19 protein-coding genes and 1 other RNA gene are annotated in these 15949 nt (G+C 50.6%); 6 read left to right on the top strand and 14 right to left on the bottom strand.

Going from position 1 to position 15949, the window contains the following annotated elements; all coding sequences use genetic code 11:
• Positions 1-14: 14 nt before the first annotated feature.
• The 14 genes from ACTNCH_RS12515 to ACTNCH_RS12450 form a co-directional block, all read right to left on the bottom strand.
• On the bottom strand, positions 15-1451 hold the full coding sequence (locus ACTNCH_RS12515) for a VanW family protein (RefSeq protein ID WP_441019492.1): 1437 nt from the start codon (positions 1449-1451) through the stop codon (positions 15-17).
• Between the two features lie 138 nt (positions 1452-1589).
• On the bottom strand, positions 1590-2303 hold the full coding sequence (locus ACTNCH_RS12510) for an exonuclease domain-containing protein (protein WP_441019491.1): 714 nt from the start codon (positions 2301-2303) through the stop codon (positions 1590-1592).
• Between the two features lie 21 nt (positions 2304-2324).
• On the bottom strand, positions 2325-3995 hold the full coding sequence (locus tag ACTNCH_RS12505; protein WP_441019490.1) for a B12-binding domain-containing radical SAM protein: 1671 nt from the start codon (positions 3993-3995) through the stop codon (positions 2325-2327).
• A gap of 6 nt (positions 3996-4001) precedes the next feature.
• Positions 4002-4493: an N-acetyltransferase gene (locus ACTNCH_RS12500; RefSeq protein ID WP_441019489.1), complete on the bottom strand. Its 492-nt coding sequence runs from the start codon at positions 4491-4493 to the stop codon at positions 4002-4004.
• Between the two features lie 21 nt (positions 4494-4514).
• Positions 4515-4778 (bottom strand): TIGR03905 family TSCPD domain-containing protein, encoded by a 264-nt coding sequence (locus tag ACTNCH_RS12495; protein ID WP_441019488.1) that lies wholly within the window; start codon positions 4776-4778, stop codon positions 4515-4517.
• 89 nt (positions 4779-4867) lie between these two features.
• On the bottom strand, positions 4868-7399 hold the full coding sequence (locus ACTNCH_RS12490; protein WP_441019487.1) for a heavy metal translocating P-type ATPase: 2532 nt from the start codon (positions 7397-7399) through the stop codon (positions 4868-4870).
• 24 nt (positions 7400-7423) lie between these two features.
• Positions 7424-7729, bottom strand: coding sequence for a metal-sensing transcriptional repressor (locus ACTNCH_RS12485; RefSeq protein ID WP_441019486.1), 306 nt, complete (start codon positions 7727-7729; stop codon positions 7424-7426).
• 200 nt (positions 7730-7929) lie between these two features.
• A complete protein-coding gene (locus ACTNCH_RS12480) occupies positions 7930-8304 on the bottom strand; it encodes a RidA family protein (RefSeq protein WP_441019485.1) in 375 nt (124 codons plus the stop codon).
• Positions 8305-8343: 39 nt separating this feature from the next.
• An RNA gene (gene ffs / locus ACTNCH_RS12475) (signal recognition particle sRNA large type) lies at positions 8344-8606 on the bottom strand.
• Positions 8607-8659: 53 nt separating this feature from the next.
• Positions 8660-9151: a tRNA adenosine(34) deaminase TadA gene (tadA, locus tag ACTNCH_RS12470; protein WP_441019484.1), complete on the bottom strand. Its 492-nt coding sequence runs from the start codon at positions 9149-9151 to the stop codon at positions 8660-8662.
• 34 nt (positions 9152-9185) lie between these two features.
• On the bottom strand, positions 9186-10052 hold the full coding sequence (locus ACTNCH_RS12465) for a DUF6128 domain-containing protein (protein WP_441019483.1): 867 nt from the start codon (positions 10050-10052) through the stop codon (positions 9186-9188).
• A 95-nt stretch (positions 10053-10147) separates the two neighbouring features.
• A complete protein-coding gene (gene rsmA, locus ACTNCH_RS12460; protein ID WP_441019482.1) occupies positions 10148-11029 on the bottom strand; it encodes a 16S rRNA (adenine(1518)-N(6)/adenine(1519)-N(6))-dimethyltransferase RsmA in 882 nt (293 codons plus the stop codon).
• A gap of 14 nt (positions 11030-11043) precedes the next feature.
• Positions 11044-11820 carry a TatD family hydrolase gene (locus tag ACTNCH_RS12455; protein ID WP_441019481.1) on the bottom strand — a complete coding sequence of 259 codons (777 nt, stop codon included), beginning with the start codon at positions 11818-11820 and terminating at the stop codon, positions 11044-11046.
• A 34-nt stretch (positions 11821-11854) separates the two neighbouring features.
• Positions 11855-12697: a MurR/RpiR family transcriptional regulator gene (locus ACTNCH_RS12450; RefSeq protein ID WP_441019480.1), complete on the bottom strand. Its 843-nt coding sequence runs from the start codon at positions 12695-12697 to the stop codon at positions 11855-11857.
• A 267-nt stretch (positions 12698-12964) separates the two neighbouring features.
• Between ACTNCH_RS12450 and ACTNCH_RS12445 the strand changes: the two genes are divergently transcribed.
• The 6 genes from ACTNCH_RS12445 to ACTNCH_RS12420 all read left to right on the top strand — a co-directional run.
• Positions 12965-13381, top strand: coding sequence for a PTS sugar transporter subunit IIA (locus ACTNCH_RS12445; protein WP_441019479.1), 417 nt, complete (start codon positions 12965-12967; stop codon positions 13379-13381).
• Between the two features lie 2 nt (positions 13382-13383).
• Positions 13384-13872, top strand: coding sequence for a PTS system mannose/fructose/N-acetylgalactosamine-transporter subunit IIB (locus ACTNCH_RS12440; protein WP_158363890.1), 489 nt, complete (start codon positions 13384-13386; stop codon positions 13870-13872).
• Between the two features lie 38 nt (positions 13873-13910).
• The gene (locus tag ACTNCH_RS12435) at positions 13911-14192 is read left to right on the top strand and encodes a PTS sugar transporter subunit IIC (RefSeq protein WP_441019478.1); all 282 of its coding nucleotides are present in this window, start codon (positions 13911-13913) and stop codon (positions 14190-14192) included.
• A complete protein-coding gene (locus ACTNCH_RS12430) occupies positions 14170-14661 on the top strand; it encodes a PTS mannose/fructose/sorbose/N-acetylgalactosamine transporter subunit IIC (protein WP_441019477.1) in 492 nt (163 codons plus the stop codon). The genes ACTNCH_RS12435 and ACTNCH_RS12430 overlap by 23 nt, the downstream gene beginning before the upstream one ends.
• 5 nt (positions 14662-14666) lie before the next feature.
• Positions 14667-15518: a PTS system mannose/fructose/sorbose family transporter subunit IID gene (locus ACTNCH_RS12425; RefSeq protein WP_441019476.1), complete on the top strand. Its 852-nt coding sequence runs from the start codon at positions 14667-14669 to the stop codon at positions 15516-15518.
• A 152-nt stretch (positions 15519-15670) separates the two neighbouring features.
• On the top strand, positions 15671-15949 hold a 279-nt coding region (locus ACTNCH_RS12420; protein ID WP_441019475.1), incomplete at its 3' end, for a hypothetical protein.

Raw genomic sequence — 15949 nt, 5'->3', positions numbered from 1 at the left:
CTTTATGTTCGCCTTTACTGCTGCATCCGCGCGACGCAGGACGCCAGGGTGACGTTCACGGTAGCCTCGTCCTGGGTGGCGATGGCCGCCTGCAGCTCATTGGAAAGTTCCGGATCGCCCGCGATGCCTACGGTAATCGTCCGCGGTGTCGCCTTGTAGTTACTCTTATTGACCTTGGTTTTGCTTTCTTCCTTGCCGTTTACATAGACATGCTTATAAAGCTCTGCCACCACGCCTCTGTGGGCGCTCTCTCTGGTAATATAACCGATGGGCTGGCCTGCGTCCGCGACGATCTGTACGCCCGGCTCTGTGGTACTTAAGGTCACGCTCTCGAATTTCAGTGTCCGGTTGGCCGGGCGGGTTTCCTGTCCATAGATCGTAAAGGTAATCTGCTTGCCACTGGTCACGCCCTCGATGTAGACCGGCGCGTCCAGGTTGTTCTTAAACTTCAAATCCTTGTAGGTTCCGGCGATAGCCGCGTCGTCCGCCGGCTCCACATAATTTACAATCATCGAATGGTTGGAGCGCTCTACCACTTCCAGCTCCGCACGGAGAACCGCGTTATACAGGGTTGTGGATACCTGGCAGATTCCTCCGCCCAGGCTGTCTACCACCTTGCCGTTCAGATAAGATCCTGCCATGGCGTAGCCGTTGGCCTCCGAGAACGGGCTGACGGTCTCATAAGCCGAGAAGGTATCCCCCGGATACAGCACGGTACCATTGATATGCTTTGCTCCGCTGGCGATATTCTGACAGCGGGCCGCGCCGGAGGTACTGTAGCTTGTGGTAAAGGTACCAAGCACGTCCTTTACTTTGCTGAGTTCCTCCTTCGTTCCTCTGGGGTAATCGGTCTCTACCGGAAGCGTAAGGGAACCGTTGGTATGATCCCATTCCTTTTCAATAAAATCCATAATCATAGTAATGGATGTATCCGCGTCCAGAACGATTCCGGTCTGCCCGTCCACAACCTGGAAGGAACCGCCCTCCCGCTTCAGGGTCGCGTCTACAGCCTCCTGATCGAATTTTTTGCATTTGTTGTTTACATAATCTGTAACCAAATCCTGATCCAGTGCCCAGGTCAGTTGATAATTCTTGTTTTCATGCTCCAGATCCTTGCGCTCCTTATAACGGCGGATCATGTTGCCACTCTTGCCAAGCTCCGCAGCTTCCTCCACAATCTCTTCCTCATTGGTGCTGACAAGCCCCAGCTCCTTTAAGGTAGGAGTCAGTTCCTTATCGCCGATCTGCAGGGTCAGCGTTTCCGCGCCCATCTCTCCCACATACCCATTCAGGGTTTCCAGCGCCTCTTCCCGGGTCATACCGGACAGATCGATGCCGTCCGCATAGACTCCTGTATGAATCGTGGAATTTTCCGCAGCCAGTGCGGTTGTGCCGCCCGCCAGAAAAGCAGTACAAAGCAGGGCTGCCGTCAGTAATTGTCTCTTTTTCATAACGTCTCCTCTTTCTGAATGTGAATCAGGTTCCTGCTTTTTACAGCGCGTAAGTCAGCATTGGCAGTATCATTGCCAGGACTACGATTACAATGATAATTGTGGAAATGACTTTTCGGCTCTTCTTATCGTACCAGTTCATCTTAAAATCCTCCCATGCTCGGAAATAATTTTATCTATGATTCTTGAAGCTTCATTTTTTGTCAGCGTGTCAATCTGCACACTTAAGCCTATTTTATGATATTTTAGCAGATCATTCAAGTATCCTTTTTGCGCAGCTGTAATCGGACCCTGCTTTTTCGTCCGGTAGATCAGCTGCTTCGGCGCAAATAACTCCTCCGGGCTGTCCGGGAACTCCGCTGCCAGCCTCCGGTACAGTTCCATGGCTGCGCAGGCGTCGTCTGACGCCCGGTGGGCTCTCTCCTGGGCGATTTTATAATAAGCGCACAGATAAGGCAGATTCTTATGCTCCAGATCCGGCAGCAGCGCCCTGGCAATTTTCAGGGTATCCACGCCGTCCTTTTCAAAGGCCAGGCCCAGATTCACTGCGTTCCGTTTTACGAAACTGTAATCAAAGAGAATATTATGGCCTAGAAGCGGCAGTTCTCCGCAAAAGTCCACCAGCTCGGCTACGGCTGTCCCTGTGTCCTTTCCTGTAGCCGCCATCTCATCATCTATTCCGGTCAGCTCCCGGATTCTGGGGCTGATAGCCATACCCGGATTCACCAAGGTTTCATACCGCTCGCAAATGCTTCCGTTTTTCACCTTCACCGCTCCGATTTCCAGAATCCGATCTTCGGAAGGGCTCAGGCCCGTAGTCTCCAGATCCAGCGCGATGTAACTGTCTATCATAGTATCCTCTTCTCCGTTCTCTTAGAATCTGTCTGCTTCATATTCTGTCAGTCTGGCTGCATGGGTCAGCGGATCCCGGTTCTCATAGTCAAAAATCAGATACCGTATCTGTCCGTCTTCGGCAGACACCGCTTCCACATGATTCTGCTTTCCGGTTTTCCTCAGGATTTCCGAAAGCGTTTCCTTATAAGCCGTCTGATCCGGCGCGAAGGCCGGTCTTGCCTTGGCCCGCTCCCGCAGGTAATAATCAATGGTCAGAAGCTGCCGGAAATACCCTTCCTTCTCCGGACAGCGTTCCCGGACAAACTCCAGCAGCAGCTCATATCGCTGCACCCGGGAATGCTTCCGCTGCTCCTCCTGTCGGCTCTCATAAAACTCAGCCAGCTGTTCGAAAAAGGCAAAGGCCGAAGGAAACCGCGGGATCAACGCCTTCAGCGTCTCATCGAATTGATGACTATTATAATAGTTCTCCACCATTTCTTCAATCATTTTAAGCCGTAACAGATCAGAAAAAGGCAGCCAGGGAGTGCCTAAAACTTCATAGGGCGGCAAAGCCCGCCGGATAATTCTATATTTTTCTGCTTCCCGGCACATCTGAGAGCCCTTCAGTACCTTCAGGAAGCCCAGCTGCAGCTGATCCGGCTCCATGGCGTAAACATCGTTGAAGGAATGACCGAAGCTCTCATAATCCTCAAAGGGAAGGCCTGCGATAAGATCCAGGTGCTGGTGAATATTGTTTCCCTTGCGCACCTTCGCCACCACCTCCCGAAGCTCTGCAAGATCTGTTTTCCGGCAGATAGCCTCCAGGGTTTTCGGATTCGTGGACTGGACGCCAATCTCCAGCTGAATCAGTCCCGGGCGCATCTGGGAAATCAGCTTGATTTCCTTCTCGTCCAGTAGATCCGCCGCAATTTCAAAATGGAAATTGGTAACGCCGTTATCGTGCTCCAACAGATACTGCCAGATGGTCATGGCGTGACTTTTGCGGCAGTTAAAGGTGCGATCCACAAATTTTACCTGAGGAACGCATCTGTCCAGAAAAAACTGCAGCTCCGGCAACACCAGAGCCGGACTCCGGAATCGCACGCTCTTGTCTATGGAAGAAAGGCAGTAGCTGCAGGAAAAGGGACAGCCACGGCTGGATTCATAGTAAATAATCCGATTTTCAAAATCCACCAGCTCCTCGTAGGGAAAGGGAAGGGTGTCCAGATCCACCTGGGGAGCCGGAGGATTCACCTGAATGGAGTCCTTTTTCCGAAACACCAGTCCCGGTATCCGGGACAGATGTTCTGTGTCCACCTCATGGTTTACATAACATTTTCCCAGTTTCCGGAAGCTTTCCTCTCCCTCGCCGCAGAGAATCCCATCCACCTCCGGGTGGCTCCGCAGAACCTCCTCTGCGTCGTAGGATACCTCCGGGCCGCCCAGCCAAATGGGCACCTCCGGCAGCACCTGTTTACATTCGGCCATCAGCTCCGTTACATATACCATATTCCAGATATAGCAGGAAAAGAACAGCACGTCCGGTTTTCTCCGGTAAATATCCCGCAGGATTTCCTCTGTCCGGTGATTGATGGTAAATTCCGCCAGTTCCACCTGATTTCGGATACTGCCGGAGGCCGCCCGCAGGCTGTAGACCGCCAGATTGGAATGGATATATTTGGCATTGATCGCCGTCAGCAAAAGCTTCATAGTAGCTTATTCTCCCAGTTTCTCATAGGCGATTCTCGGATCGCCGTTTTCTGTCAGAAGGTAAATGATTCCGCAGCGGGTAAAGCCATTTTTTTCAATCACATGCTGCATCACTTTGTTATCGTGATGGGTATCGATACGCAGATGCTTTGTTTGCTGCTCACAGAAGGCCACCACCTTCTGCACAAAACCATGAATCTGTCCGTCGCTGGCTACCATATGGATAACTCCATAGGGCTCATCTGACAGCCAGGCTCCCTCGTCAATCCTCTGATAGTTCGGTTCTTCCTCGATAGCAAAGTAAAAGGAGCCATGGATCGCGCCATTTTCCTCCAGTACATAGAGCTTCCTGGCCTGAATCGCTCTCTCGATCTGCTCTCTGGGCGGATGGTGCTTGCCCCACTGGTTCGGATTCCCTGTCTGCTCCATGAATGCTCTCGCACAGGCATAGACAGCCTCAATGGCCGCTAATTCCTGTAATTTCGCAAGTCTGATCATCGCGCTTCCAACCTCCTGTCCTTATTTCTGCTTCTGCTCTGCCTCATAGGCTTCGCGCACCGCACAGGCCAGCTGATCCGCACAGGAGGTAGACTTGAATCCACAATGAATTCCCTTACATTTCTCCTCAATCTGCTCTACGGTCCAGCCGTCCACCAGACGGGGAATCGCCTTCAGATTTCCGTCGCAGCCGCCTGTATAGACCACATTGGTAATCACACCATCGTTGATGTCGAGGCGGATCTTAGATGAGCAGGTTCCTTTAGTTTTATAGATATACTCCATTTTCATAACTCCTTTTCGGGTTTTTCCTGATATAATTTTTCATTATAACATACAGGCGGATGGACGGCAATGTATCTGTAACAGGCGTTTTACTGGATGCCGGTCACTTTGTAATCTTTATCCTCCACTGCCTTCTTCAGTACCTCGTCGGCCACCTCTGCGTTCAGTGTTACCACCGCGGTTCCTGCCTCATGGCTTACTTCCGCTGCTTCCACGCCTGCCACTGCCTCCAGGGCCTTCTTTACGGCTGCCTCACAGTGTCCGCACATCATTCCCTCAATCTTCATTGTCTTTGTCATGTTCTTTTTCTCCTTTCTGGAATTGGCTTTTTCCTTTCTTTTTTTATCTTTACTCGCGTCATGCATCTGAAACAGGTTCAGACGCAGGGCGTTTGTTACCACACAGAAGCTGGACAGACTCATGGCTGCCGCGCCGAACATGGGGTTCAGCTTCCAGCCGAAAACCGGAATCCAGATTCCTGCTGCCAGTGGGATTCCGATTACATTATAAAAGAATGCCCAAAACAGATTTTCATGGATATTTCGAAGCGTCGCACGGCTCAGCCGGATAGCCGCCGGCACGTCGCTTAAGCGGCTCTTCATCAGAACCACGTCGGCTGCGTCGATAGCAATATCGGTTCCGGCTCCAATGGCAATGCCTATGTCGGCTCTGGTCAGGGCCGGGGCGTCGTTAATTCCGTCGCCTACCATAGCTACCCGACCCTTCTTTTTCAGTTTCCGGATAACGCTTTCTTTGCCTTCGGGCAGAACCCCGGCGATGACCTCGTCTACGCCGGCCTGACGGCCGATGGCTTTGGCGGTGCGTTCATTGTCTCCGGTCAGCATCACAACCCGGATCCCCATGCCCTGCAGCTCACCCACTGCCCGGGGACTATCCTCTTTGATCACATCTGCTACCGCAATAATTCCGATAAGCTTCCCGTCTTTCGCGAAGGACAGCGGCGTTTTACCATCTTCCGCCAGAGCCTCTGCCTGTCTTCGGACGCTGTCCGAAATCTCTGCCATCCCGGTGATGTATTTCAGGTTGCCGCCGGTCAGAACTGCGCCGTCTAGCTTTCCGGTCAGGCCACCGCCTGGTACTGCCCGGAAATCCGTAACCTCCAGCCTGTCCTCTATGCCCCGTTCCTTCCCGGTCTCCAGAATCGCCCGGGCCAGGGGATGCTCGCTCTTTTTCTCCAGCGCATAAGCCAGCTTAAGGAGCTCTTCTTCGCTTACGCCCTCTGCTGGGAGAATATCTGTAGTCTTCGGCTCGCCGCTGGTGATGGTTCCGGTCTTGTCAAGCGCTACGATCTCCGTTCTGCCCGTGGCCTCCAGAGAAGCCGCCGTCTTGAACATAATACCATTTTTCGCGCCCATGCCATTTCCTACCATGATGGCTACGGGCGTCGCCAGGCCCAGGGCGCAGGGGCAGCTGATAACCAGCACGGAAATACCCCTGGCCAGGGCAAAGCCCAAGCTCTGGCCCGCCAGAATCCATACCAGAATCGTCACCGCCGCAATGCCGATCACAGCCGGTACAAAGACGCCGGATACCCGGTCCGCAATCTTCGCAATCGGCGCCTTCGTAGCCGCCGCGTCGCTGACCATCTGGATAATCTGGGACAAAGTGGTGTCCTCACCCACACGGGCTGCCTCACACCGGATAAAACCGGACTGGTTCAGGGTCGCTGCGGAAACCGCGTCGCCTACAATCTTATCTACCGGAATACTCTCGCCGGTCAGCGCCGCTTCGTTGACTGCGCTGCTGCCTTCCAGGACGATACCGTCCACAGGTATCTGTTCCCCGGGGCGTACCACGAAGACATCGCCTTTTCGCACCTGGCTGATGGGAACCTCCACCTCCGTGCCGTTTCTTACCAGAACTGCCGTCTTGGGCGCAAGCTTCATCAGACCCTTCAGCGCATCTGTAGTCTTTCCCTTGGAACGTGCCTCCAGCATCTTACCCACAGTAATCAGCGCCAGAATCATAGCCGCCGATTCAAAATAAAATTCATGCATATACCCCATAACGCCGTCCATATCGTTACGGACCTGGGCCACAGTCATGGCGAACAACGCGTAGGTACTGTAGCCGAAGGACGCGCCGGATCCAAGGGCTACCAGGGTATCCATATTGGGCGCGCCGTGAATCAGACCCTTAAAGCCGCTCACAAAGAACTTCTGATTGATGACCATGACAACAGCGGCCAGTAGAAGCTGGGCCAGGCCCATGGCCACGTGATTGCCCTCCATGAAGCCGGGTACCGGCCAGTTCCACATCATGTGTCCCATGGACAGATACATAAGCGGCGCAAGAAAAATCAACGACGCGATCAGTCTTCGCCGGATCTTCGGCGTCTCCGTATCCTTCAGAAAATCGTCATTGGCTCCCATTGATGTTTTCACGCTGTCACCGGCTTCCGTCCCTTTTTCAGAGGCGCCGTATCCGGCTGCCTTCACAGCCGCAATAATGGTGGACGGATCTGCGGTTCCCTCTACTCCCATGGAGTTGGTTAAAAGGCTGACCGAGCAGGCGGTGACGCCTGGCACCTGATTGACTGCCTTCTCCACCCGGGCGCTGCAGGCCGCACAGCTCATGCCTGTTACCTTGTATTGTTTCATTCTCTATGCCTCCTCATCATGCCGTTACCGCATTAGCTTCTGTAATACGGTTACCAATTCGTCTATGGTTTCGTCCTTCCCTTCCCGGATATCCTCTGCCACGCAAGTGCGGATATGATTGGCAAGCAATACCTTGTTAAAGCTATTCAGCGCCGCATTCACCGCGGATACCTGCACCAGGATATCGGTACAGTAGCAGTCCGTCTCCACCATCTTGCGGATGCCGCGGACCTGGCCCTCGATCCGGCTTAAACGGTTCAGAAGATCCTTATATTCTTTCTCCGTGCGCTCCTTTATCTTGTGACTGCAGTAGCATTCTTTTTCTTCCATAGGTTCACCTCTTACTCTTTTCCTGCTTTGTGCTTATTATATACCCCCTATGGGTATATTTCAAGAGCGAATTTCGTGTGTGTTTTACTTTTATTTATCAATAAGGGGTGTTTCGCAAAAAACAGCCGCCCTGTGCGGAATCACTTCCATCACAGGACGGCTGCCCTTTCTATTCTATCTGTTTCCTTTTTCCGCTTCGCTTACAGCTCTGCGATGGCCTCGATCTCCAGACGGGCGTTCTTCGGAATGGCCGCTACCTGAACGCAGCTGCGCGCCGGTGCTGTCTCCGGGAAAAATGCGGCGTACGCTTCGTTTACTGCCGCGAAGTCTGCCAGATCTGCCACAAAAATGGTGGTCTTTACGATTTTATCCACGCTGGTTCCTGCCGCTTCCAGAACTGCGGCTACATTTTTCATAGACTGTGTAGTCAGCGCCTTTACATCTCCCTCGGCGAACTCTCCTGTCTTCGGATCGATCGGAAGCTGTCCGGATACAAATACCATGTTGCCTGTTACGATACCCTGGGAATAGGGACCAATGGCTGCCGGTGCGTTTACGGTCGCTACTTTTTTCATAATTCTGTACCCTCCATATGCTTTTTCTGTATTTAAAATCCGCGCGTCCTGCTTTGAACCATGAACAGTACCGTTACCTCTGTAGCCGGCTCGGCCCAGGCAGCCTTGCGGCACACAGAAGGTTCCGCTTAGAGCTGCTTCATTCCTGACCTGACTCGGTTCACAGATTCCTGTTGCGCAAGACCCAGGCGTCAGTGCTGCTTGCAAAGGGCTGCATACTGTCCATAAAGTCCGAGGCAGAACATCACCCCTGCTGTAGCGGATTGCAGGTACAGGGAGCCGCTAATTCCCCGGCTGCGCGGAAGCTTTATGACATATTTTATTCAATCGTCAGACGATCTTATTCAGTATAGCTTTAATCTTCCTGTTTGTCAACGTTTTTCCGCTTCGTCTTCTTTTTTCGGAGCATTCTGAAAAAATCGCTGAGCATGGTGCTGCACTCTTCTTCCAGCACCCCCCGTTCCACCTGAACCTGATGATTAAACTCCGGCATCTCCAGCAGGTTCAGAACCGAGCCGGCACAGCCTGCCTTGGGGTTCATGGCTCCGATGACCACCCGGCCCATCCGGGCCTGTACAATGGCTCCGGCGCACATCTGACAGGGCTCCAGCGTAATGTACATGGTGCAATCCTCCAGACGCCAGTCCCCGGTTTTTTTGCTGGCCTTTCGAATAGCGTTCAGTTCCGCATGGGAAAGGGTATTTTTGTCTGTATTTCTCCTGTTGTATCCTCTTGCGATAATTTTATCATTCTGTACAATCACACAACCGATGGGCACCTCCAGAAGCGCTTCCGCTTTCCTGGCCTGCCGCAGGGCTTCTCTCATATATTTCTCATCTGCTGTCATGCAGGATATTCTCCTTTTCCCATTCTCCTTTGTATCACAACTCTCTGCACCAGTACCCGAAGCTTCCGTCCTTTGTTTCCTGTCCTTTTATCACCCGGAACTCTCCAAAGCCGAACATGGAAGCCAGCATCTGCTCCCGTTCATTATAGACGCCGGGTACCCCCAGATAGTATCCAATCTGTTCCTCCGTCTCCCGGCGCAGCAGCAGTAAATGCTTATACTGATAAAAGCCATGGAGCAGGAAGCTGTTATTGCCAAGCTCCCATTTATCCCTAGGAATCCGGTTCAGATCCCGGTTTCCCAGACGGATGCTGGAGATAACGCCTCCGTTTTGATCCTGATAGCGCATCACCGGAAAATGCCTGAGCAGATACTCCCACTGTTCCTTTTTCGGATCCGGAAGAGCCGCCGCATGAAGCTCTGTCCCGCAGCTGTCCGGTTCTGTCTGAAGCTCAACCGGAAGAGACACTGTCTCCGAATCTTCTTTTTCCCGAACTACCAGCCTGATATCCGGCTTTGCTTCGTAAAACCGATCCACATCCACCGGATAATCATCCCACTCTGCCGCATAGACCCGACTGCCGCCATCTATGTAAATGCCTCTGCTTTCCTCCAGGCCAAAATCGCCCATCAGATGATCTGTTTCCATCAGACCGTCCCATTCCAGCGCGCCGTTCCGGCTTTCCAACTCTCCCAGATAGCTTCCCTCCAGCCCGTCCTTCTTCTGCCGGAACGCGTATACACGATATGGTTCCTGATGATGGGCATAGAAGCCGCGCATATGCACCCAGATTCTGCATTCCCCACCACGGGCATTTACCTTTACAAAGCCTGTACTTTCTCCCTTTTCTCCCTGCTTATATCCGTAGATATAGGAGACAAACCGCTTATAATCGGACATAGAATTCCTCCTTTTTCTCCCGTTTCCTGAGATATTCTATGCCCGGCCTATACCGATCATGCCAGAATTTTTTCGGTTTTTTATATTTGTTCCTGTCATTTTTTCTTTGCCAGGATCCGATTGGAAAGCTCTGCAAACTGTGCAAGAGTCAGGGCCTCGCCCCGCACATTCGCGCCTAGCCCCATCTCCTCCAGTGCCTCCGTAACCGTCTCCTTCGAAATATGCAGCTCCGGCGCATTACCGAGACCGTTTACCAGAGTCTTTCTGCGCTGATTGAAGGAAGCGCGGATCATCTGGAACATCAATTTCTCGTCCTCTGCCTGTACCGGCGCTTCCGCATGGCGGGTCAGGCGGATAACCGCAGAGCCCACCCTGGGACGCGGCATGAAACAGTTGGGCGGCACATTGGCCACAAGCTCCGGCTTTGCGTAATACTGCACCGCCAGGGACAGCGCGCCGTAGTCCTTGGATCCCGGCCCCGTCTTCATCCGGTCCGCCACTTCCTTCTGCACCATAATTGTAATGCTCTCCACCGGAACATGGTTTTCAAACAGCCCCATGATAATCGGCGTGGTAATATAATAAGGCAGATTGGCCACTACTTTTATCGGCTTTCCACCGTTCTTTTCTTCCGCAAGTTTACATAAGTCTACCTTCAGTACGTCCTCATGAATGACCGTCACGTTATCATAGGCACTTAAGGTATCCTCCAGAATCGGGATCAACGCGTCGTCAATCTCAATGGCTGCCACCTCCCGGGCAGAAGCCGCCAGATACTGGGTCAGGGTACCGATTCCCGGTCCGATCTCCACTACAAAATCTTCCTCTGTAATCTCTGCGGAACGAATAATCTTGCCTAACACATGCTCGTCGATCAGAAAATTCTGACCGAATTTTTTCTGGAATACAAATTTATATTTATTTAAAATCTCAATGGTATTTTTCGGGTTTCCCAAAGTAGGTAGGGGTCTGCTCATATGTTTCTCCTTAATTAAACTGTTCTGTTCCTAAAATACATGTTTTTCGCATTCTGACCGGTAACCCGGATCACCTCGTCCGGATCCACGCCCTTCAGTTCCCCGATGGCTGCCGCCACATAGGGGAGATTCAGGGAAGAATTCCGCTTGCCACGATTGGGCTCCGGCGCCAGATATGGACAGTCGGTTTCCAGCAGAATCCGTTCCAGGGGCAGCAGCTTCACCACTTCTTTCAGCTTCTTTGCGTTTTTGAAGGTCACTACGCCGCCGATTCCGATATAATACCCCAGCTTCAGATACTCCTCTGCCATCTCCGGCGCATAGGAAAAGCAGTGAATCACGCCCCGCAGTCGCTCGTCCTGTGCTTTCTTAATCTCCTCAAGGGTATCCGCGGCCGCCTCCCGGCTGTGTACAATCATAGGCAGATCCAACTTTTTCGCCAGCTCCATCTGCGCCCGGAACCATTTTTTCTGCAATTCATGATTTTCTTTATCCCAGTAATAATCCAGGCCAATTTCGCCTACCGCCACCGTTTTGGGATTCCGGCACTGCTCCGTAAGCCAAACAAAATTTTCTTCATTCAGCTCGCCCACCTCGTCCGGGTGGACGCCCACTGCCGCATACAAAAACGGATACTTCTCTGCCAGCGCCAACGTACTTTTCACTGTCTTAAGGCTTGCGCTTACATTTACAATATACTCTATCCCATCTCTCTGACACCGGTCCAGAATTTCCTCCCGATCCGTATCAAAGGCTTCGTCATCATAATGTGCGTGACTTTCAAATATCATGTTATCGTTACCTTCTTTACTGTCTTTTGTATATTTAATCATTTTCTTTCTGATTCCAGCTGGAAAATGGCGCAATCATCTGGAACGCCTCATAGGATTTCTCATCCTCCTCCAACAAATTCAGGAATATAATATCAAACAACATCAATATGAATATTTCCCTAGTAATCGTATCATGATTTTCCAACAGATTGGTTTTCGGAATTAGGAAGGTCAGATCCGCATAAGCCGAACACAGAGAACGCTCATAATTGGAAATCACCACAATATAGCTCTCCTTTTGCACGATTCTTCCTAATGCGTCTGCCAGAATCTGATGGGCGCCCGACAATGTGATGACGATAAACAAATCCTCTTTCGTAGCCAGATTGGCGAACAATTTCAAGGTATCATAGGTAGTAATCACCCGTACGTCCAGTCCCAGAAGCATAAATTTATGTCCTGCCATCTCTGCAATATTTTTATTCAGATCCATTCCGGCGATAAAAATCCGTCGAGCCTTCAGCATCTTTTTTCTCAGCATGTCCACATATTCTGGTTTCGTAAATTTAAAAAGCGTCTCCGTCAGCGTATTATAATCATGCATCAATAAAGTGTAGGAATTTTGATTAATAATTGTGTTCTCCCGCTCCAGTTCGCTTTGCAGTGTGTAGCGAAATTCATTCAGTCCCGAAAATCCCACTTTTTGTGCAAAACGTATAACACTAGCATCTGACACCCCGATCTGAGTCGCCAGATCCTGTGCGCTGCAAGACACAAATTCCTGCATATTGTCTTTCATAAACTGAACGATTTTCCAGTCAGTTTTGGTAAACTGATTGGACATTCCCTCTATCCGCGACATGACGGAAAAAAGCCCATTTTTCCGTTCTTTCATCCTTTCTCTGCTCCTTCATTTTTCAAAAAACCACATTTTCTTTTTAGCATATCATAAACGCCGCGTTTTTTCAAAGCATTCCTGTATTCCCTTTTTATATTTCCTTCTGGATCCATTTTTCAAATTTTTGTAGCAAACTACATTGTTCGTCAATTTATACAAAGTTTTGCTACCATATTGAATTTCGTTTTGTAGTGTGCTACAATTCAACTGCAATACGGAAATGGCCATTTCACACTTGTAATACTAAGTAAAGGAGTTACGAAAGTGGATAACAAACCTCAGATTTTACTGCTGACGCATGGTGGTTGGGGCATGTCGCTGGTAAAGGGAGTCCGGATGATTCTCGGTGCTGTAGACTTCGTAAACGAAGTTCCTCTGCTTCCTGAAATGACACTTCCCGAATACCTGGGAAAGGTCAAAGCAGAAGTGGAAAAACTGCCGGAAGGCTCCATCATCCTCACCGATGTATTTGGCGGAACGACCACCAATGTGGGCGCTAAGCTGGGCCGCGATTTTCATATCAAAGTATATTCCGGTCTGAATGCCCCCATGCTTCTGGAAGCGTGCTCACAAATCACTTTTACCGGCACAGTAAACTGTGACGCAGTACTGCAGTCTGGAAAAGATGCCGTAAAAGATGTTATTGAAGAAGTAGAACAATCACTGAAAAAGGAGAGATAATTATGGCAGACATTGTATTATGCAGAATAGACAGCCGTCTGATTCACGGACAGGTTATGACAAAATGGGTTAATCAGTCCTCCGCCAACAAAATCGTTGTCGTAAGCGACGAACTGGCAGCTGATGAATTCATGCTTCAGATTTATCTGCTTTCCGCTCCCGCAGGAGTTAAGGTAGAGTGCTACGGTATTGAGGATACCATCAAGCATTGGAACGAAGATCAGTTCGGCGCCGGAAAGGTTCTGCTGCTGCTTCCGGATCTCAAATCCATGAAACAGGTCTATGACGGCGGTGTTACCGTTCCGCAGATTCAGGTCGGCGGCCTGGGCGGCGCACCGAACCGCAAGGTTGTATTCCAGAATATCACACTGGACGATCCGGATGTGGAAACCCTGGAGTACCTGAAGGGCAAAGGAGCTGACATTATCTTCCAGACCATTCCGGAGGATACTCCGATGAAGCTTGACGATATCTTAAAGCGTTACAAATAACTTTTTAACGTTTCAATCACATACAAAGGAGTGTAATTATGAGTGTTTTAGGAATAGCAATTTTTATGGGCTGTTACTACTGGTTCTGCCGTCTGCGTCTGGGCTATACCCTGTCCTCCGCTTTGCTGCAGCCCGTTACCATCGCTGTATTTGTTGGATTAATCACCGGAGAAATGGCACAGTCCATGATGATCGGCGCCGGTCTTCAGCTTGTATACCTGGGCGTTACTTCTACCCCCGGGTGGAAATGTACCGAGCGACCCGGCTCTGGCTGGCTGTATCGCCATCCCGCTTGGCGTGGCTGCTGGAATGAATACTGAGACTGCAATTGCTCTGGCTATTCCGTTCGGCGTTCTCGGCGTATTCGTTGACCAGCTGAGAAGAACCACCAACGCTTTCTGGGTACATATGGCCGACAGCTATGCAGAGAAGGCTGATACAAAAGGAATTATGCGTGCAGCATTCCTGTATCCGTCCATCGCAGGCTTCATCATCCGTTTCCCGATCGTATTCATCATTGATTACTTCGGAGTATCCGTAGCTCAGAAGCTTATCGAGATTCTGCCGACCTGGCTGTCTCACTCTTTCGAAATCATGGGCGGTATCCTGCCGGCACTTGGTTTCGCTATCACACTGACTGTTATCGGAAAGAAGAATCTGATTCCGTTCTTCCTTATCGGTTTCTTCGCCGTTATGTATCTTAACCTTGGAACCATGGCAGTTGCTATCTTCGCAACCTGCGCAGCTCTGCTGATGGGTCTGTTCAAAATGAAAGAGGAGGAGGCTTAATTACCATGGAAGAGACAAAGATGACTCAGGAAACTCCCGCAGTTCCCGCTAAGAAACTGACGAAAAAAGATATTACCAAATCCATGTGGATCTACTATGCCGGTGCAGAGCTCTCCAACTCCTACGAGCGTCTTCAGAGCCTTGTCTTCTGTGCATCCATGACCCCGGTTCTGAAGAAACTGTATGACACTGACGAAGAGCTGAGTGCTGCTCTGAAGAGACATCTGGTATTCTTCAACACAGAGGGTATCCTCGGTGCTATTATCCAGGGTATTGTAATCTCCATGGAGGAGCAGAAGGCCAACGGTGAGAATATCACAGATGACGCTATCACCGGTATTAAGACAGGTCTGATGGGACCTGTTGCAGGTATGGGTGATGCTATTATCTGGGCAGCGGTTATGCCGATTATCTTCTCCATCTTCCTTCCGTTCGCATCCAACGGTTCTGCGTTCGGTGGAATTATGCCGCTGATTCTGTACCCGCTGATCACGATTCTTATTTCTTACTACCTGATTCATCAGGGATACACACTTGGTAAGAAATCCATCGTATCTCTGCTTCACGGCGGACGTATGAAGAATATCATCTTTACCGCAAATGTTATCGGTCTGACCATGATGGGCGCGCTGTCCGCAAGCTACGTTACTCTGTCCACACCGCTGAGCTTCAGCTTCTCCGGTGGAAGCACTGTCGTAGTTCAGGATGTCCTGGATATGGTAGCTCCGGGTCTGCTTCCTCTTGCAGCTGTATTCATTATCTATACTTACCTGCGCAAGAAGGGACCGCATTACACCAAGATTCTTCTGTCCGTTGTTGTTATCTCCGTTATCACTTCCCTGCTGGGAATCTTTTAAACGGCGGCTGATACCTGTCGGTACAATAACTTACAGATACAATTCCTTTCCAATATAGTTTAAGGAGGTGCCGCTAGATCATAAGACTGATTGAGCGGCATTTTCCTCTTTATTCATGATTTATTGATAGAAACCTATCATAAGGAGACATAATGACAGTTTATGAAGAAATCGGACTTCCGCGGGTCGTCAACGCCAGTGGCCGGGTAACCGTTCTGGGCGTATCTACCATCAGCGATAAGGTGGCAAAGGCAGCCGTAGCGGGCGGACAGTCCTATGTAGTAGTAGAAGATTTGATGGATAAGGCCGGAGAGATTATTTCTCAGTATACCGGCGGCGAGGACAGCTGCCCGACCGTATGCGCGTCTGCGGCAATCGCCCTTTCCGTGGCAGGAATGATTTCCAGGGGAAAGAAGACGATCATGGATCGT

The organism is Candidatus Merdisoma sp. HCP28S3_D10 (assembly GCF_052065835.1).
Taxonomy (GTDB): domain Bacteria; phylum Bacillota; class Clostridia; order Lachnospirales; family Lachnospiraceae; genus Laedolimicola.
Note: the sequence above shows the minus strand (reverse complement) of the source record. Positions and strands in the feature narration are given on the sequence as shown.

Coding starts and splice junctions, on each gene's coding strand:
- ACTNCH_RS12515 (WP_441019492.1), bottom strand. CDS start 1,451: ATGAAAAAGAGACAATTACTGACGGCAGCCCTGCTTTGTACTGCTTTT.
- ACTNCH_RS12510 (WP_441019491.1), bottom strand. CDS start 2,303: ATGATAGACAGTTACATCGCGCTGGATCTGGAGACTACGGGCCTGAGC.
- ACTNCH_RS12505 (WP_441019490.1), bottom strand. CDS start 3,995: ATGAAGCTTTTGCTGACGGCGATCAATGCCAAATATATCCATTCCAAT.
- ACTNCH_RS12500 (WP_441019489.1), bottom strand. CDS start 4,493: ATGATCAGACTTGCGAAATTACAGGAATTAGCGGCCATTGAGGCTGTC.
- ACTNCH_RS12495 (WP_441019488.1), bottom strand. CDS start 4,778: ATGGAGTATATCTATAAAACTAAAGGAACCTGCTCATCTAAGATCCGC.
- ACTNCH_RS12490 (WP_441019487.1), bottom strand. CDS start 7,399: ATGAAACAATACAAGGTAACAGGCATGAGCTGTGCGGCCTGCAGCGCC.
- ACTNCH_RS12485 (WP_441019486.1), bottom strand. CDS start 7,729: ATGGAAGAAAAAGAATGCTACTGCAGTCACAAGATAAAGGAGCGCACG.
- ACTNCH_RS12480 (WP_441019485.1), bottom strand. CDS start 8,304: ATGAAAAAAGTAGCGACCGTAAACGCACCGGCAGCCATTGGTCCCTAT.
- tadA (WP_441019484.1), bottom strand. CDS start 9,151: ATGACAGCAGATGAGAAATATATGAGAGAAGCCCTGCGGCAGGCCAGG.
- ACTNCH_RS12465 (WP_441019483.1), bottom strand. CDS start 10,052: ATGTCCGATTATAAGCGGTTTGTCTCCTATATCTACGGATATAAGCAG.
- rsmA (WP_441019482.1), bottom strand. CDS start 11,029: ATGAGCAGACCCCTACCTACTTTGGGAAACCCGAAAAATACCATTGAG.
- ACTNCH_RS12455 (WP_441019481.1), bottom strand. CDS start 11,820: ATGATATTTGAAAGTCACGCACATTATGATGACGAAGCCTTTGATACG.
- ACTNCH_RS12450 (WP_441019480.1), bottom strand. CDS start 12,697: ATGAAAGAACGGAAAAATGGGCTTTTTTCCGTCATGTCGCGGATAGAG.
- ACTNCH_RS12440 (WP_158363890.1), top strand. CDS start 13,384: ATGGCAGACATTGTATTATGCAGAATAGACAGCCGTCTGATTCACGGA.
- ACTNCH_RS12435 (WP_441019478.1), top strand. CDS start 13,911: ATGAGTGTTTTAGGAATAGCAATTTTTATGGGCTGTTACTACTGGTTC.
- ACTNCH_RS12425 (WP_441019476.1), top strand. CDS start 14,667: ATGGAAGAGACAAAGATGACTCAGGAAACTCCCGCAGTTCCCGCTAAG.